The sequence below is a fragment of the Phreatobacter sp. genome (assembly GCF_052440005.1).
GTDB lineage: Bacteria > Pseudomonadota > Alphaproteobacteria > Rhizobiales > Phreatobacteraceae > Phreatobacter.
In genome coordinates this window covers 1-19,422 of sequence record NZ_JBQVQL010000048.1, presented here as the reverse complement: position 1 = coordinate 19,422, position 19,422 = coordinate 1, and the positions used below count along the sequence as shown (strand labels likewise).

Annotated in this window: 16 protein-coding genes; 5 read left to right on the top strand and 11 right to left on the bottom strand. The window is 68.9% G+C overall.

The features are described 5' to 3' along the window. Positions 1–123: 123 nt before the first annotated feature. The 6 genes from ACT6XY_RS13070 to ACT6XY_RS13045 all read right to left on the bottom strand — a co-directional run bounded on the left by ACT6XY_RS13070 (position 124) and on the right by ACT6XY_RS13045 (position 8,778). Complete coding sequence (locus ACT6XY_RS13070; protein ID WP_444748760.1) at positions 124–3,279, bottom strand: efflux RND transporter permease subunit; 3,156 nt, start codon at positions 3,277–3,279, stop codon at positions 124–126. Between the two features lie 9 nt (positions 3,280–3,288). Next, the gene (locus tag ACT6XY_RS13065) at positions 3,289–4,449 is read right to left on the bottom strand and encodes an efflux RND transporter periplasmic adaptor subunit (RefSeq protein ID WP_444748759.1); all 1,161 of its coding nucleotides are present in this window, start codon (positions 4,447–4,449) and stop codon (positions 3,289–3,291) included. Between the two features lie 396 nt (positions 4,450–4,845). Beyond that, entirely contained in the window at positions 4,846–5,808 is a 963-nt protein-coding gene (locus ACT6XY_RS13060) for a Bug family tripartite tricarboxylate transporter substrate binding protein (RefSeq protein ID WP_444748758.1), read from the bottom strand. Between the two features lie 74 nt (positions 5,809–5,882). Next, on the bottom strand, positions 5,883–6,932 hold the full coding sequence (locus tag ACT6XY_RS13055; RefSeq protein WP_444748757.1) for an Ldh family oxidoreductase: 1,050 nt from the start codon (positions 6,930–6,932) through the stop codon (positions 5,883–5,885). Position 6,933: 1 nt separating this feature from the next. Beyond that, positions 6,934–7,815, bottom strand: coding sequence for an alpha/beta hydrolase (locus tag ACT6XY_RS13050; RefSeq protein WP_444748756.1), 882 nt, complete (start codon positions 7,813–7,815; stop codon positions 6,934–6,936). Between the two features lie 57 nt (positions 7,816–7,872). Next, positions 7,873–8,778 carry a VOC family protein gene (locus tag ACT6XY_RS13045; protein ID WP_444748755.1) on the bottom strand — a complete coding sequence of 302 codons (906 nt, stop codon included), beginning with the start codon at positions 8,776–8,778 and terminating at the stop codon, positions 7,873–7,875. Positions 8,779–9,078: 300 nt separating this feature from the next. Between ACT6XY_RS13045 and ACT6XY_RS13040 the strand changes: the two genes are divergently transcribed. Beyond that, entirely contained in the window at positions 9,079–9,816 is a 738-nt protein-coding gene (locus ACT6XY_RS13040) for a GntR family transcriptional regulator (protein WP_444748754.1), read from the top strand. An 81-nt stretch (positions 9,817–9,897) separates the two neighbouring features. Then, a complete protein-coding gene (locus ACT6XY_RS13035; protein WP_444748753.1) occupies positions 9,898–10,686 on the top strand; it encodes a cobalamin-binding protein in 789 nt (262 codons plus the stop codon). Between the two features lie 31 nt (positions 10,687–10,717). Here the strand turns inward: ACT6XY_RS13035 and ACT6XY_RS13030 are convergent, their stop codons facing one another. Next, positions 10,718–11,074: a winged helix-turn-helix transcriptional regulator gene (locus ACT6XY_RS13030; RefSeq protein WP_444748752.1), complete on the bottom strand. Its 357-nt coding sequence runs from the start codon at positions 11,072–11,074 to the stop codon at positions 10,718–10,720. A gap of 123 nt (positions 11,075–11,197) precedes the next feature. Between ACT6XY_RS13030 and ACT6XY_RS13025 the strand changes: the two genes are divergently transcribed. Continuing rightward, positions 11,198–12,226, top strand: coding sequence for a zinc-binding alcohol dehydrogenase family protein (locus tag ACT6XY_RS13025; protein WP_444748751.1), 1,029 nt, complete (start codon positions 11,198–11,200; stop codon positions 12,224–12,226). A gap of 55 nt (positions 12,227–12,281) precedes the next feature. On the opposite strand, the gene ACT6XY_RS13020 is transcribed toward ACT6XY_RS13025, so the two are convergent. From ACT6XY_RS13020 to ACT6XY_RS13005, 4 genes are read right to left on the bottom strand one after another with little or no spacing between them, the layout of a single operon-like run. Then, positions 12,282–13,925 (bottom strand): ABC transporter ATP-binding protein, encoded by a 1,644-nt coding sequence (locus ACT6XY_RS13020; protein ID WP_444748750.1) that lies wholly within the window; start codon positions 13,923–13,925, stop codon positions 12,282–12,284. After that, on the bottom strand, positions 13,925–14,761 hold the full coding sequence (locus ACT6XY_RS13015) for an ABC transporter permease (protein ID WP_444748749.1): 837 nt from the start codon (positions 14,759–14,761) through the stop codon (positions 13,925–13,927). The genes ACT6XY_RS13020 and ACT6XY_RS13015 overlap by 1 nt, the downstream gene beginning before the upstream one ends. A gap of 11 nt (positions 14,762–14,772) precedes the next feature. Further along, complete coding sequence (locus ACT6XY_RS13010; protein ID WP_444748748.1) at positions 14,773–15,795, bottom strand: ABC transporter permease; 1,023 nt, start codon at positions 15,793–15,795, stop codon at positions 14,773–14,775. Then, positions 15,792–17,381 (bottom strand): ABC transporter substrate-binding protein, encoded by a 1,590-nt coding sequence (locus tag ACT6XY_RS13005; RefSeq protein ID WP_444748747.1) that lies wholly within the window; start codon positions 17,379–17,381, stop codon positions 15,792–15,794. The genes ACT6XY_RS13010 and ACT6XY_RS13005 overlap by 4 nt, the downstream gene beginning before the upstream one ends. A gap of 251 nt (positions 17,382–17,632) precedes the next feature. On the opposite strand from ACT6XY_RS13005, the gene ACT6XY_RS13000 reads away from it, so the two are divergent. Together ACT6XY_RS13000 and ACT6XY_RS12995 are read left to right on the top strand one after the other, a co-directional pair. Beyond that, positions 17,633–18,526, top strand: coding sequence for an AraC family transcriptional regulator (locus ACT6XY_RS13000; protein ID WP_444748746.1), 894 nt, complete (start codon positions 17,633–17,635; stop codon positions 18,524–18,526). A 118-nt stretch (positions 18,527–18,644) separates the two neighbouring features. Next, positions 18,645–19,268 (top strand): pyridoxamine 5'-phosphate oxidase family protein, encoded by a 624-nt coding sequence (locus tag ACT6XY_RS12995; protein WP_444748745.1) that lies wholly within the window; start codon positions 18,645–18,647, stop codon positions 19,266–19,268. The last annotated feature ends 154 nt before the right edge of the window (positions 19,269–19,422 follow it).

The window sequence follows — 19,422 nt, the reverse complement described above, 5'->3', positions numbered from 1 at the left end:
CGACACCGTTCACGTCTGACCGCTGCTCCGCTCCCGCTGCCCCGGATCGCCTTCATCGGCGGGGGCTTCGCAGGGCCCAAGCCCGCCCAGGTGCTCAGACGTGGTCCTCGACAGCTCCAGCCGCTACTCGCCCGCCGGAACGGGTATTGCGCCTTCGTTGACAGACCTGCTGCTGTCGCTTGGCCGCCGCGTGCGGAAGACACGAAGCACGAGGACGAAAAACAGGGGCACGAACAGGACCGCGAGCACCGTGCCGGCGATCACGCCGCCGATCACGCCGATGCCGATGGCGTTCTGCGCACCCGAGCCCGCACCGCTGGCGATGGCGAGGGGCACGACGCCGAGCGTGAAGGCGAGCGAGGTCATGATGATCGGCCGCAGGCGCTGGCGAGCCGCCTCTTCCGCCGCCTCTGCCAGCGACAGGCCGCGGTTGAAGCCCTCGCGCGCGAACTCGATGATGAGAATGGCGTTCTTCGCCGTCAGTCCGATGGTCGCCAGAAGCCCGACCTGGAAATAGACGTCGTTGGACATTCCGCCCCAGAGGGTGGCGAACACCGCCCCGAGGACCCCCAGCGGAACGGCCAGCAGGACGGCGGTGGGAATGGACCAGCTCTCATAGAGAGCGGCCAGACACAGGAACACGACCAGCAGCGACAGGACGTAGAGCGCGCCGGCCTGACCGGAGGACTGGCGCTCCTGGAAGGAAATGCCGCTCCATTCGAAGCCGAAGCCGCCGGGAATGCGCGCGACCAGGCGCTCCATTTCGTCCATCGCCTGACCCGTCGTATAGCCCGCCGCCGGCAGGCCCTGGATTTCCCGCGAGGCGATGCCGTTGAAGCGCTCCAGGCGCGGGGATCCGAACTCCCAGGCCGTCCGGCCAAAGGCGGAGAAGGGCACCATCTGGCCCTGGGCATTGCGCACGAACCACTTGTCCAGGTCGCCCGGCACCATGCGGGCCTCCGGCTGACCCTGCATGTAGACGCGCTTGACCCGGCCGCGATCCATGAAGTCGTTGACGTAGGTCGAACCCCAGGCGGTGGCGAGGGTGGAGTTGACCTCCGTGACCGACAGGCCGAGGGCGCTCGCCCGCTCCCAGTCGACGATCAGGCGGAACTGCGCCTCGTCGTTGAGGCCGTTGGCCCTCACCCGCGCCAGCACGGGGCTCGCCGCAGCCAGGCGCAACAGTTCGTCCCTGGCGGCCATCAGCGCCTCGTGGCCGCGCCCGCCGCGGTCGAGAAGCTGCAGGGAAAAGCCGCTCGCATTGCCCAGTTCGCGCACGGCGGGCGGAGCCGAGGAGATGATCAGCGCATCCTGATAGCGGGCAAAACGGGCGTTGATGCGTTCCGTCAGCGCCTGGACGCTGTTCTGCCGGCCGCGCCTGACGTCCCAATCCTTCAGTGAGATGAAGCCGAGCCCCGAGTTCTGGCCGCGGCCGCCGAAGCTGAACCCGTTGATGGCGAAGAAGCTGTCGACGACGCCCGCCTCCTCCTCGCGCAGATACCGGGCCAGCTCGTCCAGCGCGCGCTGCGTCCGGTCGGCGGTCGCACCGGGCGGCGCGGTCACCTGCGCAAAGGCGATGCCCTGGTCCTCGTTCGGCAGGAAGCCGCCCGGCAGCCGCAGGAAGCCGTAGCCGAGCGCACCCAGCAGCAGACCATAGATGAGCACCATCCGGACCGGCCGGCTGAGGCTGGCCCGCACGGTGCCGGCATAGCCGCGCGTGATGCGCTCGAAACCGCGGTTGAACCAGCCGAAGACGCCGCGCTGCCCCTGGCCGGGCTTGTGCGGCCGGAGCAGCGAGACGCAGAGCACCGGCGTGAAGAAAATGGCGACGAGGACCGACAACGTCATCGCCGTCGCGATGGTCACGGAGAACTGGCGGTAGATGACGCCCACCGATCCGCCGAAGAAGGCCATGGGCAGGAAGACCGCCGACAGGACGAGGCCGATGCCGATCAGGGCGCCGGTGATCTGGTCCATCGATCGCCGCGTGGCCTCCAGGGGCGACAGATGCTCCTCCGCCATGACGCGCTCGACGTTCTCGACGACGACGATGGCGTCGTCGACGAGGAGGCCGATGGCGAGAACGAGACCGAACATGGTGAGGGTGTTGACGCTGAACCCCAGCGCCTGCAGCACCGCGAAGGTGCCGAGCAGCACCACGGGGATCGCCAGGGTCGGAATGAGGGTCGCCCGGAAGTTCTGGAGGAAGACGAACATCACCAGGAAGACGAGCGCGACCGCCTCGAGGAGCGTCATCACGACGCTGCGGATCGAGCGCTCGACGAAGGGCGTCGTGTCCTGGAGATAGGTCACCTCCAGCCCCGGCGGAAAGCTGGGACGCAGCCTGTCGATGGTCGCGCGGACCGCCGCGGCCGTGTCGAGCGCATTGGCGCCGCTGGCGAGCCTGATACCGATGCCGCTGGACGGCTTGCCGTCGAGGAGCGTGGTGATCGAGTAGTTCTCGCCGCCGATCTCGACCCGCGCCACGTCGCGCAGGCGCACCTGCGAGCCGTCGGCGCGCACGCGCATAAGGATGGCGCCGAACTCCTCGACGGTCTGCAGGTAGGAGGGGCCGATGATGGTGGCGTTCAGCTGCTGCCCCTGAACGGCGGGCAGTCCGCCCATCTCGCCGCTGGAGACCTGCACGTTCTGGGCGCGCACGGCAGCCGCGACGTCGGACGGCGTCAGCCCGAAATTGATCAGCTTCGCCGGATCGAGCCAGATGCGCATGGCGAACTGCGCGCCGAACACCTGGTAGTCGCCGACACCGGCGGTGCGGCTGATCGGGTCCTGCACGTTGGCGACGAGGAAATCGGAGATGTCGGTGCGCTCCATCCGGCCGTCCGTCGAGACGAAGCCGACGACGAGCAGGAAGTTGCCGGAGGACTTGACGACGCGGATGCCCTGCTGCTGGACGGTCAGCGGCAGGCGGGGAACCGCAAGCTGGACGCGGTTCTGCACCTGGACCTGGGCGGTGTCCGAATTGGTTCCCGGCGCGAAGGTCAGCTGGATGCGGGCAGCGCCGTCCTTGGTCGTCTGGGAGTCGAAGTACAGCAGGTTGTCGATGCCGCTGAGCTGCTGCTCGATGACCTGGACCACGGTCGTCTGGACCGTCTCCGCCGAGGCCCCCGGAAAGGCGACGTTCACCGAGATGGCCGGCGGGGCGATGGCCGGATACTGCGCAACCGCCATGTTCCGCAGCGCCAGCACGCCGGCCATCATGATGCCGATGGCGATGACCCAGGCGAAGACGGGACGGTCGATGAAAAAACGGGCCATGGCGCGGGACTAGGTCCCGGCCGGCGGGCTGGGGCTCTCGCTCGCCTGGACCCGGGCGCCGACGCGGATGCGCTGAAGGCCCTCGATCACCACCCGGTCGCCGGGGGCAAGGCCTTCCGTCACCAGCCAGTCGTTGCCGACGGCGCGGCTCGCCCGGAGCACCCGCTGCTCCACGACGTTCTCGGCGTTCACCACGAAGGCCATGGGCTCGCCGCGCGGGGTGCGGAGGACGGCGCGCTGCGGCACGAGGATGGCCCGGTCCGTCACCCCCTCCTCGACACGGGCGCGTACGAACATGCCGGGAAGCAGCAGCTGGTCCGGATTCGGGAACACGGCACGGATCGTGACCGAACCCGTCCCCTGATCGACGATGACCTCGGAGAACTGCACCTCGCCGGCATGCGGATATTCGGAGCCGTCCTCGAGCAGCAGGCGCGCCGCGGCGCGGTCGGCCGAGTCGCGGCGCAGTGCGCCGCTGGACACATCGCGCCGCTGTTGCAGCAGGACAGCGCTCGGCTGCGTGAGATCGACATAGATGGGATCGAGCTGCGTGACCGTCACCAGCGCGGTGGTCTGGTTGGCCGTCACGAGGGCGCCCGGCGTGACGCTGGCGCGCCCCGTGCGGCCGTCGATGGGTGACGCCACCCGCGTGTAGCCGAGATCGATGCGGGCGGTCTCGAGCGCCGCGCGGGCCGAGACGATATCGGCCTGTGCCTGGCGCAGCGTGGCTTCGGCATTCTCGAGGTTCTGCTCACTCACCACCTGCGCGCGGGCGAGGGTCCGCAGGCGGTTGGCGGTGCTGGCCGCGGCCTGTTCGACGGCCTGGATGCGAGAGAGCGCGGCCTCGGCGCGCCGCACCGCCGCCTCGAAGGGTGCCGGATCGATCTGGAACAGCGACTGGCCGGCCTTGACCGCCTCGCCCTCGGTGAAATGGCGCTCGCGCAGCAGTCCGCCGACCTGCGGGCGAACCTCCGCCGCCCGGTAAGGCGCCGTGCGCCCCGGCAGGACGGACGTCACGGGGATATCGCGGCGCTGAAGCGTCAGGACCGTCACGGCGACGGGGGCCGGGGCGGCTGTGTTCGCGGCGGCGCGCCTTGGCTGGTCGTCGCAGCCGGCCGACGTCATCAGAAGGGCGCCGAGGGCAAACCCCCGCAGTGCCCGACCCGGCACGGACGGGAGAGACCTCGCATCCTGCCGCCCGTCTCCCGATCCTCGTGTCATGAACCCTCGTTCGGCCGCCCCGACGTCGGGACGGATACTGGTGCGTTTCGTCGCGCCGTCAACGCGTTTGCGGCTTCCGATACGATAACAGGTTCGAGAACAGCACACTTGCTGAAGATCGCGGCAGGCGATGCCGCAAAAGTTGCTGCTTTGCGCTGATCCTGCGGCGTTTTGGCGCTCCGTCTCGCCCCCATGACGCCTAGCGATGCAGGGCATCGCCGGGTCGCCGCGCGCCGAGCGGTTACACCCCTGCCTTCCCCTCGGAGCATCGTCGGCCCCGGCGCCTCATCCTGGGGCGCCGAGGGGACTTTCCGACCGTCGCTCGCGCCGCCCCGGGGACCGGGGCTACTGGGCCTGCATGCCCGCCTTGGCCGCCACATCCTTCCACAGGGCGATCTGCGCGGCCACCTTGCGCATCATCTCCTCGGGCGTGCTCGCGGCGGGATAGCCGCCGAGGCTGGCCAGGCGCGACCGCACATCCGGCGTATCGACGGCCTGCCGGATGGATGCGTTGAGCCGCTCGACGACCGCGGGCGGTACATTCGTGGGAGCGGCGATTCCGATCCACGCCATCATCTCGAGCCCGGGCGAGACGCTCTCCGACAGGGTCGGCACGGCGGGGGTCGCGGGCCAGCGCTGCGGCCCGGTGACGGCGAGCGCGCGCAGCTTGCCGCCCTCGATCGAGGAGAGGACCGCCGCCCCGGGCGCGATGATGAAGTCGACGCTGTTGCCGAGAACGCCGGTGATGGAGCCGGAGTCGCCGCGATAGGGCACGTGTACGAACTTGACGCCGAGCGCGCTGGACATCAGCTCGAGGCCCATGTGGTGCCCGGTCCCCACCCCGGCCGTGCCTGCCGTCACGGTGCCGGGCTTCGCCTTGGCCTCCGCGACGAGATCCTGGATCGTGCGGAAGCGGGAGGCCTCGTTCACGACGATGAAGAACGGGAAGTCCGTCACCATCGAGAGGAACTGGAAGTCGGCCACGGGGTCGAAGTTCAGCGTCCTGATGAGGGCGGGCGAAATGGCGTGCGCCGTCGTCAGCAGCACGATCGTGTAGCCGTCGGCATCCGCCCGTGCGGTGGCCTGGGAGGCGATGTTGCCGCCGGCGCCGGGCCGCGGCTCGACGACGAGGGGCTGCCCGAGGGTCTTGCGCATCTCCTCGGCCATGATGCGGGCGACAATGTCGGCATTGCCGCCGGCCGCGAAGCCGTGGAGCATGCGGAGCGGCCGGTTGGGAAAGTCGTTGGCGGTCGCCGGCGCCGCACAGGCGATCATGCCCACCAGCAGGGCTGTCATAAGTCTGCGCATCGTTTCCTCCAGATCGTTCTTGTCATTGGTCGCCCGTGGGCCGGCGACGAGCCGGTCCCGGGCAGGCATGCTGATCAGGTCAGTTCGTCAGGCACCTCGACCCCGAGCGTGGCGGCGAGCGCGGCAAGGCGCGAGGCAGTGCCGGCGGCCAGCGGAATGCCCTCGACGAGCCGCCGGCGGCGCTCACCGTCGCCCCGCTCGCCGGGCAGGCGGACGATGCCGCCGCTCGCAGGCTCCAGCGCCTTAATGGCGGCCGCGAGGTCGCTCACGCCGGCGGGGAAAGCATCGGCTGCGCCGAAGGCGGAAGGGTCGAGCGCCACGACGACCCCGTTGCCGCCGGGCTCCGAGCCGTCGCGCAGCGCGACCGTGAGCAGAGGATTTCCGACCAGCACGCTCGCCAGCACCTCGATCATCAGGGACAGGCCCGTCCCCTTCGGTCCCGCCATCGGCAGGACCGCCTTGACCGCGGCCGGGTCCGTCGTCTCGCGGCCTTCGGCGTCGACGGCCCAGCCGAGCGGGATGGGGCGGCCGGCATCCTTCGCCGCAGTGATCTTTCCGGCCGCCACGGCCGCGGTGGACATGTCGAAGATCATCGGGCGGGTGGGATCGGCCGTCGGCACGGCGATGGCCAGCGGATTGGTCGAGACGCCCTCGTTTCGCGCCCCGTGGTAGATCATCAACGGTTTGGAGGCGGTCATCACCAGCGCGACCAGGCCCGCGGCGGCGATCTTCTCGGCATAGATGCCGACGGCACCCGCATGGGTCATGCGCCGGACGACGCACCAGCCGACGCCATGGTCGCGGGCGAGGCCCGAGGCCCTCTCGCCGGCGGCGTTCATCGCCACGGCTCCGGGCGCCCGGTCGGCGTCGAGCACGCAGACGGCGCCGCGTCCGGCGACCTGCCGGACGGTTGCCTCCGGATTGATCAGGCCGAGACCCACCATTTCCACGTAGCGCGGAATGCGCAGTACGCCGTGTGACTCGATCCCACGCAGATTGGCCCAGACCAGCATCTCGGCCGTCTCGGCGGCGTGGGACGGCGCGAAGCCGCCGGCTGCGAGCAACGCCCCGGCATAGTGCTCGAGGGCCGGCGCCGTGATCCGCAATCCGCCAGGCTTCGCCATGTCAGGCTCCCAGCGGCGTCGGCAGATACTTGTCGAGCCAGCCCTTCAGGATCGTCTTGGTCCGCGGCGCGTCCTGGGGCGACAGCGGGAAGTGGGAGGTGCCGGTAACGAGGAAGAGCTCGGCCGGCTGGCCTGCCTTCTCGTACATCCGCAGCGACTGCTCGGTGGGCGTAATGGTGTCGTTGGCGGTGTGGAAGAAGAGGATGGGACGGGGGGAGATGTCGCCGACGACGTCGTCGGCGCGGAAGTTGTACATGCTCCAGGCCGTCTCGACCGGGATCTCCATGATCGCCTTGGGCGAGAGGTTCTTGCGCAGGTGCTCCGGGATCGGCACGGCGTCGAAGCGGGAGATCCACATGCTCTTGCCGGTCTCCTGCTTGTGGCGGCGCCCCTGTTCCAGAAGTCCGGTGAACTTCGCCCAGGCCTGGGGCGTCGGGTGCTGGCCGCGGAACTTGCGCTCGCCGTCGCCCCAGCCGCAGGATGAGATGACGCAGGCGAAGCGGCTGTCGATGCCGGCAGCATAGACGGCCACCGCCGCGCCGAAGCTGTGACCGAGCACGCCGATGCGGTCGGGATCGACCTCCTCGCGGGTCTGCAGGAAGGTCAGGGCGTTCTTGGCGTCCGCCACCTGGTCGAAGCAGCGCACCTGCGCCCGTTCGCCCTCGCTTTCGCCGCAGCAGCGGAAGTCGAAGCGCAGCGCCACATAGCCCATCTCCTCGAGCATGCGCGCCTGGATCTCGGCATGGGACTCGTCCTTGGAACCGACGAACCCGTGCAGCACGATGAAGCCGGGGAGCTTCTGGCCGGGCTTGCGCCCCTCGGGGACGTGGAGGACGGCGGAGAGCTTCAGGCCATCCGACTGAAACGAGAGTTTTTCTTCCATGACGCGGTCCTCGGGCGATGCTTGTTCGTTGGTGCAGGCAGCGATGCTCCCGGGCCGTCAGGCCAGGGCGGCGAAGGGGAAATGGAACTCGCGCCATTCGAGCGGCGCCGGCGTGCCCCACACGTTCATCGCGCGGACGTTTCCGGGACGCTCGAGATTGGTGATGACGTTCGCGGTGAAATTAGCGTCGTCGGCGATGATCGACATGCCGCTGGAACACTCGATCATCGCCCCCGCCGGGTCGACGTAATAGGAATAGACGTTGTCGCCGGGACGATGCCGGCCGGGTCCCCACATCATCTGCTTGTCGAAGCGGTCGAGCGTGTCGCCGAGGCGGATGAACTGGCTGGCGTCCAGGAATTCGAACGAGATGTGGTGCACGCCCGGCCCCCTGCCCTTCACGAGGCCGAGGATGTGGTGCTGGCGATTGCCGCCATACATCCAGCTGAGGCTGTCGTTGACGAGCCTTTCCGACAGACGCAGGCCGCCGATGATCTCCAGTTGCCGGCGGGTGGCGGCCGGATCGGGGGTCAGCAGGTTGATGTGGTCCATCCGGTTGGCGCCGACGCCGTAGGTGGGATGGCGGCGCGCCGACAGGTCGTCGCGGATCGGGGTGTGGATCTCGAAGCGGAGGCCCTCGGGCGTGACGAAGGTGAAGCCCTCCGCCATGCAGGGCAGGCTCGGCTCGCGGCTGACTACGGTGCAGCCGGCCGACGCGACATTGGCCTCGGCGGCGCGGACGGCATCGACGGTCAGCGCCTCCAGCCCGATCGTGTGGGCTGAATTGTCAGCCGCATGGACGAGAACGAGCTCGACGGCACGGCCGTTCGAACTCAACCATGTCTGGCTCGCATCCCGCTGCGTGACCTTCAGACCCAGGATCTCCGTCGCCTCGCGGACCACGGCGTCGGCCACGTTCGTATTGATCTTCATATGCCCGATGGCGTGGACCAGGTGCGTCATCCGAGCCTCCCCAATGCGTCTCTTTCCGATTTTGGTAGCGCAGTCCGCAAGGCCGATCAATCCATTTTCGGCTGAAGTTGTAATTTTCGAAATTATGACACGGGCGACTGTTGTGAGTGGCGTAAACGCTCGTTACTGCGAGCGCGGTCGCCGCGGTGTCGTGCCGGGAAACCTCGTATTTTTCGATATTCGCGGGTTTGCACTGTGCCCGCGAAGCTGCGATATAGTCTGCAGGTGATGCCTGCCGCCCCGCTTCGTGCGGGCGCGCACCGATCGCAGCATGGCCTACGGAGCCGATGGATGGCCGCAAAGTCGGAACAGAGGGGCGGCGAGGAAACGCGGGCGGGCGACGTCCTGCACCGCATGCGCCTCGACATCATCAGCTGCGCGCTGAAACCAGGCACGCGCATGCGCTTCGAGACGTTGAAGGAGATCTACGCGGTCAGTTTCTCCACCTTGCGGGAGGCCCTGCAGCGCCTGGTGGCAGAAGGTCTCGTGGTCAGCGAGGGGCAGCGCGGCTTCATGGTCGCCCCCCTGTATCTGTCCGACCTGCAGGACCTCACCGACGTCAGGGTGCTCGTTGACCAGGAGTGCATCGGCCGGTCGATCCTCTACGGCGACGACGAATGGGAGGCGCAGATCATCGCGGCGTTCCATCGCATGGACCGTCTCAAGGCGCGGCTGAACGATCTCTACTTCATGTCGGACGAGTGGGCGGTGCTGCACGGCGATTTCCACCGCTCCCTGGTCAGTGCATGCCGCTCTCCGACGCTGCTCGACTTTCGCGACAAGCTGTTCCAGCGCGCCCACCGCTACCGGCGCATGTCCTGCCAGTTCCGCACGAAGTGGCGGCCCAAGGACGTCGAGCACCGCACCCTGATGGAGACGGTGATCGCCCGTGACGCACCCACCGCCAAGAACCTGATCGAGCGGCATATCCGCGAGACCACGGAAAACGTCATCCACAATGCCGGCCAGTTCCTGAGCAGCGAACCCATCGGCTTCGCCGGCACCGTCAAGAGCCTGGCCGCCGAGTAGCGACGCCTTCAGCCGGCCCGCCCCCCGCATTTTCGCGATGACGGTTCGGCCCTGCCTGGACTGACGCAGGAGACATTCGCCATGCGCCGTTTTCCGCCGCAGCGGATCATCTGCCTGACCGAGGAAACGGTCGAAACCCTTTATCTCCTGGGCGAAGATCACCGCATCGTCGGGGTTTCGGGCTATGCCGTCCGTCCGCCGCGGGTGCGACGGGAGAAGCCGCGCGTCGCGGCCTTCACGTCCGCGGACATCCCGAAGATCCTCGCCCTCGATCCTGATCTCGTCCTGACCTTCTCCGACCTCCAGGCGGAGATTGCCGCCGCGCTGATCCGGGCCGGCATCGCCGTCCATGCCTTCAACCAGCGGGACATCGCCGGCATCCTTGCGATGATCCGCACGCTGGGCGCCCTCGTCGGAGCGGCAGGGCGGGCCGAGGTTTTGGCAGCGTCCCTCGAGGAGAGACTGGCCCAGGTTGCCGCCTCCGCCCGGGGACACCCGAGGCCGCGGGTCTATTTCGAGGAGTGGGACGAGCCGATGATCAGCGGCATCGGCTGGGTCTCGGAACTCATCGGCATCGCCGGCGGTGAGGATGTGTTCGCGCAGCTGGCGCGCGCGCCGGCGGCCCGCGACCGCATCGTCGGCGCGGACGCCGTGATCGCGGCGGCGCCGGAGCTGATCCTCGCATCCTGGTGCGGCAAGAAGGTGCGCCCCGAGGCGATCCGCGGCAGGACCGGCTGGGAGATGATCCCGGCCGTCGCCGCAAACCGCATCGCCGAGATCAAATCACCGCTGATCCTGCAGCCTGGACCTGCGGCGCTGACGGACGGGCTCGACGCCATCGTCGCCGCGGTGCGCGGCGTGCGGACCTGACATTCCGCCGGGCCGCGACGCGCAATCGCGCTCACGCGGCACGGCGGCGCTGGAACAGGTCCATGTTGGCGTCACCCCAGACGCGCAGGGCCTCGATGATCGGCGACAGCGACCGCCCGCGCGCCGACAAGCTGTATTCCACCCGCGGCGGGACCTCTGCGAAGACCTGACGGACGATCAGCCCGTCGGCTTCGAGTTCGCGAAGCTGGGTGGTCAACATCCGCTGGGTCACGTCACCGGCGCGGCGGCGCAACTCGCTGAACCGGACAGGGCCGTCCTGCAGGTGGTGCAGGATGACGGCCTTCCACTTGCCGTCGATGAGGCTGATGGCGGCCTCGACGGCGCAACCGGGAGCGCAGTCCAGGCGGGAATGACGGGCCTTGGCCATGCGACGAGCTCCGGTGGTTCCAATAGTATCCATTTTGACACTACCGGCGATGGATGTGCGTACGACAACGGACGAACGCAAGGCTACACCGGGGGCGACGCCAACCCAAGAGGAGCCTGCCCCATGCGTGCCATCGCCTACCGCCAGCCCGGCCCGATCGACCGACCGGACGCCCTCGTCACCGTCGATCTCCCGCGGCCCGAGCCGACGGGCCGTGACATCCTCGTCGCCGTGAAGGCGGTGTCGGTCAATCCCGTCGACACCAAGGTCCGGGCGGCAGCCGCGCCCTTTGCCGGACGGACCGAGCGCATCCTCGGCTGGGATGCAGCCGGCATCGTCGCCGCCGTCGGGCCGGACGCGACGCGCTTCCGCGCGGGAGATGCGGTGGCCTATGCCGGGAACATCGCCCGCGACGGCAGCAATGCGGAATACCATCTGGTCGACGAACGGATCGTCGGGCGCAAGCCTGCGAGCCTCTCCTTCGCCGAGGCGGCGGCCCTTCCCCTCACCAGCATCACCGCCTGGGAGACGCTGTTCGACCGGCTGCGGGTGAACGACCCGGTGCCGGGCGCCGCTCCCGCCCTGCTGATCATCGGCGGCGCCGGCGGTGTCGGCTCGGCCGCCATCCAGCTGGCACGGGCGCTGACAAACCTGACGGTCATTGCCACGGCCTCACGGCCGGTGACGCAGGACTGGGTGCGTTCGCTCGGCGCCCAGCATGTGGTCGACCACGGACGCCCGCTGGCGGCCGAGGTGGCGGCGCTGGGGCTCGGCGCACCGGCCTTCGTCTTCTCGACCACCCAGACAGACCAGCATCTTTCGGAGATCGCGGCGCTGATCGCGCCGCAGGGCCGCTTCGCCCTCATTGACGATCCCGCGAGCCTCGACATCGTGCCGTTCAAGCGCAAATCGGTCTCGGTCCACTGGGAGCTGATGTTCACCCGTCCGCTGTTCGAGACGGCGGACATGGCCGAACAGGGCCGGCTGCTCGACCGGGTTGCGGATCTGGTGGAGGCGGGGCGGATGCGCAGCACCGTGACCGAGACGCTCTCGCCTATCGGTCCGGCGACCCTCGCCGAGGCCCATCGCCGCCTGGAGAGCGGCTCCACCCGCGGCAAGGTCGTCGTCGAGGGCTGGGACGAGGAGGGGTGAGGCCCCCTCGCCGCCCGCGCCGACGTCCCCTCCTGCCCTCAGACCAACGGCGCGCTCAGGAGGCTGCGAGCGCGTGAGGCCCTTGAAACAGGTGGCGGCCGGGCACGGCGTCGAGGAGCTCGCGCGTGTAGGGGTGAGCCGGGGCGCCGAAGACAGCGCGGGTCTCTCCCTCCTCCACCACCTCGCCGCGCTTCATCACCACGATCCGGTCGGCGATCTCGGCGGCGACGCGCAGGTCGTGGGTGATGAACAGGATGGCGAGGTTCATGTCCTCGCGCAGCTCGGCCAGCAGGCGAAGGATGTTCGCCTGCACCGAGACGTCGAGGGCGGAGACCGCCTCGTCGGCCACCAGCACCTGCGGCTTCAGCGCCAAGGCGCGGGCGATGCAGATGCGCTGGCGCTGGCCGCCGGAGAATTCGTGGGGGTAGCGGTCGGCCGCGCCCTCCTTCAGGCCGACTCGCTGGAGCAGGCGCCGCGCCTCGGCCATGGCGTCCTCGCGCGGGGTGCCGAAGGCCATGGGCCCGCGTGCGACAGCGTCGCCCACCCGCTGGCGCGGATCGAGGGCGGCGAAGGGGTCCTGGAAGACGATCTGAAGACGGCGCCGCATCTGACGCAGCGCCTCACCGCGCAGCGTCAGCAGATCCTCGCCGTGGAAGTCGACGGCGCCGGCATCGGGCTCGACGAGGCGCATGATCATGCGGCCGAGGGTCGACTTTCCCGATCCGGATTCGCCCACCACCGCCACGGTCTCCCGCGCCGCGAGCGACAGCGCGACGTTCCTGACGGCCGCGACCACCCGCGGCGGGCGGAAGAGGCTCTGGCGCGTCGAGAAGGTCTTGGTGAGGCCGCGCGCGGCGAGCACGGGCTCGCGGCCGACGTCGCGGAAGCGGGCCTCCGGCGGGCGGCTGCCGGGAACGGCGGCGATGAGGGTGCGCGTGTAGTCGTGGGAGGGGCGGCGCAGCACCTCGTCGACCGGCCCCTGTTCGACGATCCGCCCGTCGCGCATGACGACGACCCGGTCGGCCATGTCGGCGACGACGCCGAAGTCGTGGGTGATGAGCAGCACGCCCATGCCGCGCGACGCCTGGAGGTCGCGGATCAGGCCGAGGATCTGCTTCTGGGTGGTGACGTCGAGGGCCGTCGTCGGCTCGTCGGCGAGCAACAGGGCGGGATTGTTGGCCATGGCCATGGCGATCATGACGCGCTGGCGCTGCCCGCCCGAGAGCTGGAAGGGGAAGCTGCGGACGATAGTCGCCGGGTCGGGCAGGCCGACGGAGGTGACGAGCTCGATGACCCGGGCGTCGAGGGCCTCGCGGGTCGGCACCGGGCGGGCATGGGTCACGATGGCCTCGGCGATCTGGTCGCCGATGCGGGCGAGCGGATTGAGCGCCGACATCGGCTCCTGGAAGATCATGGCGATCTCGCCGCCGCGCAGGGCCCGCATCGCCGGCTCGTCCAGCCCGGCGATGTCGCGCCCCTTGAAGCGCAATGAACCGGAAGAGATCGCCACCCGCTCCGGCAGCAGCGACAGAATGGCGTGGGCGGTCATGGACTTGCCGGACCCCGACTCGCCGACGAGGCAGACGATCTCGTTCGCCCCGACGGTGAAGGAGACGTCCTCGACGGCTTGGGCGCGATCCGCCCCGCCCGGCAGGGCGATGGAGAGGTTCTCGACCGCGAGCAGCATGTCCCCGGCCATCAATGCCTCCCTGCGCGGGCATTGCGCGGATTGAGCGTGTCGTTCAGCCCCTCCCCCACCAGGTTGATGGCGAGGACGGTCAGCAGGATGGCGACGCCCGGGAAGACGCTCATCCACCAGGCCTGGCGGATCACGGTGCGGGCGGCACCGACCATGAAACCCCAGGACATGAGGTTGGGATCGCCGAGGCCCATGAAGGACAAGGCGCTTTCGATGAGGATGGCGCTGGCGATGGTGAGGGAGCCGGTGACGATGATCGGCGAGACCGCATTGGGCAGGATATGGCCCAGCACCACCTGCAGCGGCCGCTCACCCTGGCATGTGGCAGCCTGCACGAACTCCCGGCCGCGCAGGCGCAGGAACTCGGCCCGCGTCAGGCGCGCCAGCGGCGGCCAGCTCACCGTGGCAATGGCGATGATGACGTTGACGATGGAGGGCCCCAGCGTCGCCACCATGAGGATGGCGAGGATGAAGCCGGGGATCGTCTGGAACAGCTCGGTGACGCGCATCAGCACGTCGTCGATGCCGCCGCCCCAGTAGCCGGCCATGGCGCCGACGAGGACGCCGATGCAGACGGCGGCGAGCGTCGAGGCGACGCCGATGGTGAGCGAAACGCGCGTGCCGTGGACGATGCCGGCGGCGACGTCGCGGCCCAGCGTGTCGGTGCCGAGCAGGAAGCCTTCCGAGAAGGGCGGCGCGAAGGGCCGGCCGATCATCTCCCAGGGGTCCTCCGGGTAGAGCCAGGGCGCCAGCACCGCGAGGGTGACGACGACGATGAGAATGACGAGGCCCAGCATGCCGCTGGGATGGCGCGAAAAGGCCCTGAGGGTGTCCATGGTGCGCTCCCTCAGCCCGCCGCCTGCGTGGTCACGCGCGGATCGATGAAGCGGTAGAGGACGTCGGTCGCGAGGTTGAGCAGGATGACGATCACCGACATGACGAGGAACAGTCCGAGAAGCACGGGGTAGTCGCGCTGCAGGACGGCCTCATAGGTGAGCCGGCCGAGGCCGGGCCAGGCGAAGACCGTCTCCACCACCACGGCGCCGCCGACCAGGGCGCCGGCCTGCATGCCGGCGACGGTGACGACGGGGAGGATGGCGTTGCGCAGAATGTGGCGGGCGATGATGCGGCCCTGGGCGAGGCCCTTCGCCCGCGCCGTCTTGATGTAGTCCTGCTGCGCCACCTCGATCACGGAGGAGCGCATCAGGCGCGTGTAGATGGCGAGATAGACGGCGGCGAGCGAGATCGCCGGCAGGATCAGATGGTGGCCGATGTCGAGAGCGCGGCCGAAGGGCCCCATCTGGACGCCGATGGTCTGGAAGCCGAAGGCCGGCACGAGGCCGAGCTGGACCGAGAAGACCAGCACCATCATCAGGCCGAGCCAGAAGACCGGCATGGCGTAGAGGATCAGCGAGACGACGGTGAGCAGCGTGTCGGACCAGCGCCCGGCCCTGAGCGCGGCCAGCGTCCCGAGGACGATGCCGGCAGCGAGGGCGAGGAGGAAGGCCGTGCCCGTGAGCAGCAGGGTCGCCGGCAGGCGCTCGCCGATGAGCGTCGTCACCGGCTGGCGCTGGCGGTAGGACTGGCCGAGATCGAGGGTGACGACGCGTTTCAGGTGCGTCGCCAGCTGGAGGATGAAGGGCTGGTCGAGGCCGTATTCCTGGCGGATCTGGGCGAGCATCTTCTCGTCCGCCGCGCCGGTCTGGCCGGCCATGACCTGGGCCGGATCGCCGGGAGCGGCCCGCACCAGCAGGAAGGACATGGTGGAGATCACCAGGACGACGGCGACGAATTTCGCCGCCCATCCCAGAATGCCGAGGGCCACCGCGACGACGCGGTGGCCCTGCAGGCCGGAGGCGAGATGGGTCATCCGAACGACACCGATCCGAAGGTCTCGTGGACGCCGATGCCGGTGGTGATGACGTTCTTGAGCTTCTTGTCGTAGAAGTTCGGGAAATCCTGCTCGAGGATCCACACGACGGGGACGTCCTCGCAGAGGATCTTCTGCGCCTGCGAATAGAGCTCCTGGCGCTTCGCGTCGGTGGTGGCGACCGCCGCCTCGTCGAAGAGCTTGTCCACCGCCGGGTTCGAGTAGCCGGCCATGTTGGTGAAAAGCACGCCCTTGCGGATGTTCGAGGTGGCGTAGCTGCGGGTGACGCCCAGCGCCGGGTCGCCGAACTGATAGAGCAGGTTGGCGGTCATCTCGTATTCCCAGTTCGAGACCTTCTGGCCCCAACCGGCGATGTCACCACCCTGGAGAACCACCTCGATGCCGATGCGGCCGAGGGCCTGGCGCACGAACTCGCCGAGGCGCTGCCAGCTCTCGCCGTAGGGCGGGACGAGGAAGGTGATGGTGGCCCGCTTGCCGCCGGCACCTGCCTTCAGGCCCATGTCGTCGAGAAGCCGGCGCGCCTTGTCGAGGGAATAGTCGTAGGTCTTGACGTCCTTCTCGTAGAAGCGGGTCTTCGAGGACACCGGACCGGTCGCCTCCCTGCCGAGACCGAAATAGATGCGGTCCTTGATCGCCTTCTTGTCGAGCGCATGGGCGACCGCCTGGCGGAACCGCTTGTCGTTCATCGGTGCGACGCGGTTGTTCATGTCGATCCACAGGTGCGGCGCAAAGAACTCGTAGCCCTTGGTGGTCATCTCGAGGTTGGGCAGTTTCGACAGCCGCGGCACGTCGAAGAACTCGACGTCGGTCCACTGGGTGAGCTGAACGGTGCCCTTCTCCAGCGCCACAGAGCGGGAGGCGGCGTCGGGGATGACGCGATAGACGATCTCGTCGAGATGCGGCTCGCCCCGGCGATAGTAGCCCTCGTGACGGACCAGATGGATGTGCGAGCCGCGCACCCATTCCTTCAGCTTGAACGGGCCGGTGCCGATGGCCTGGGCATTGGCAGGGTTCTGCCGGAAGTCGGTGTTCTCGTAGACGTGCTTCGGAAGGACCGGCGCGGTGGTGCAGTCAAAGGAGTTGATGAAGGGCGCGAAGGGCTCCTTCAGGGTGAAGACGACCGTCTGCGGATCGGGCGCCTCGGCCTTCTCGATGCGCATGAAGGTTCCGCGGGCGCGGGCATGGGTCTCGGTCAGCACCTTCGTGCAGGAGAAGATGACGTCCTCGGCGGTGCACGGCTTGCCGTCGTGGAAGGTGATGTTGGGGAAGAGCTTGAACGTGTAGGTTTTGCCGTCCGGCGAGATGGTCCAGGACTGGGCGAGGCCCGGCATCGGCTTGAGGTCGATGCCATAGCGCAGCAGGCTCTCGTAGATCTTGCCGCCGATGGTGAGGGTCGGCTGCTGCTGGTTGATCGCGGTGACGAGGACCGGCGGCTCGGGCTGGATGATCGTGTTGAGCGTGCCGCCGCGCGTCTGGCCGACTGCGCGCGTGACGCCCCAGGCGATGTCGGTCGCCCCGGCGACGCCCGCCGCCGACAAGAGCTTTGCAAATTCGCGCCTGTTCATCACGAATACCCCTCGATGATGTGTCCGCATGCCGCGGACTTGCCGGGTGGGATGTTCCGGCGCGACCGGCTCCTTCGCTGGCGTCGAAGGGCCGACAAGTGTCGTGAACGGGCCTTCCTCCCTGCCGGCGGAGGCATCTTGGCCCGATCTGTGCCTCGGCCGGTGGGGTGGCAGCAACCGGTGGGCGGACCGGCTCCGCTCTGCTACAGACCCTGCTACAAGCACTCCCTGGCTCGAAACGGAATGCGTCGATGGCCGAGGCCGCCAGACCCTATGTTCCCCACGATCTGCGGGCGCCGCGCCGCGACTCCAGGCCCGCGCCGATCTCCTGTTTCACCGGACACCAGGCGAGCGGCATCCGCGCCAAGGTGCTGCAGGACGTTCAGCGCCCCGCCGCCGCCATGGCGGCCGAGTTCGCCGACGGCGAGGTGGGCACGCGCCATTGCCACCGGCGGGCCCAGTTCCTGTTCGGCCTCACTGGCATCATGACCGTCATCACCGACGGCGGCAGCTGGGCGGTGGCGCCCCAGCAGGCCCTTTGGATCCCTCCCGGCGTGATGCACCAGACCCGCTGCTGGGGGGCGGTGAGCCTGCGCACCCTCTATATCGAGCCCGACGCCGCCGCCGGCCTGCCGCTCACCTGCCAGCTGATGGAGGTGTCGCCGCTGCTCCGCGAGCTGGTCAACGAGGCGGTGACGCTGCCGGTCGAATACGACGTGAACGGCCGCGACGGCCGGATCATCGACCTCATTCTCGTCGAGATCGGCCGCACGCCGGTCCTCGCCCGCTCCGCGCCCATGCCGCGGGACCGCAGGCTCGCCCGCATCTGCGAGGCGCTGCTGCGCAATCCCGGCGACAACCAGGGCATCGACCACTGGGCACGCTACGGCGGCCTGGGGCGGCGGACGCTGACACGGCTGTTCCGGCAGGAAACCGACATGAGCTTCGCCCAGTGGCGCCAGCAGATCAGGCTGATGGAAGCGCTCTCGCGGCTGACGGCCGGCGAGGCGGTGACCAACGTCGCGCTCGACCTCGGCTACGACAGTCCCAGCGCCTTCAGCGCCATGTTCCGCCGCACCATGGGCCTGTCGCCGCGCGACTATCTGCGCTGGGGCGAGCCCGGAGTCGGCGCGATGCACGACTGATTCGTCCGCCGGCGGGATGGCCGTTTCGCGACGATCGGCGACCCACACGCGCGCGTCCTTGCGCCAGACCCGGTGATAGGCTTCGCTCCGTATCGGAAGATGGCGGAGGACGGACGGCATGAGCGACGGCGTTGCGACGATTTCCGGAACCGAACAGCTGCGACAGGTCTATGACCAGCCAGCGGAAACCGTGACGAAGAAGATCCTCGACCGGCTCGACGCCCACTGCCGGCGATTCATCGCCCTCTCGCCCTATCTGACGATCGCCAGCACCGGCGCCAACGGCACCGACTGCTCGCCGCGCGGCGACGAGCCGGGCTTCGTGAAGGTGGTCGACGACCGGACCCTTCTGCTGCCCGACCGGCGCGGCAACAACCTGCTCGACACGCTGCAGAACGTCCTCGCCAAGCCGGACGTCGGTCTTCTGTTCCTCGTCCCGGGCCTCACCGAAACCCTGCGGATCAACGGCAAGGCGCGGATCGTCACCGATCCGGCCATCCTCCAGTCGATGGCCATCCGCGGCACGATCGTGCCGAGCTCGGCCATGGAGATCGCCGTGGAGCAGGTCTTCTTTCACTGCGGTCGTTCCATCCTGCGCGCCGACCTGTGGAACCCCGACAAGCGGGTCGGGCGCGACGCTTTCCCGATGCTGGGCACGGTGCTCGCCGACCAGATCGCCGGCGTCGACGCGGACGCCACCAACAAGCGCCTCGATATCGCCTACACCACCGCCCTGTACTGAGCCGTTGCGCCGACGTCACCGGCCGCCGGCCTTTCCGGCAACGCATGGCGGGGCGGCGGGGTCCGCGCGACCCGATTCCTGCTGCGTGAACAGCAAAAAGCCCCGCGGGCTTTCGCCGTGCGGGGCTTTTGTGTTTGGTTGCGGGGGCCAGATT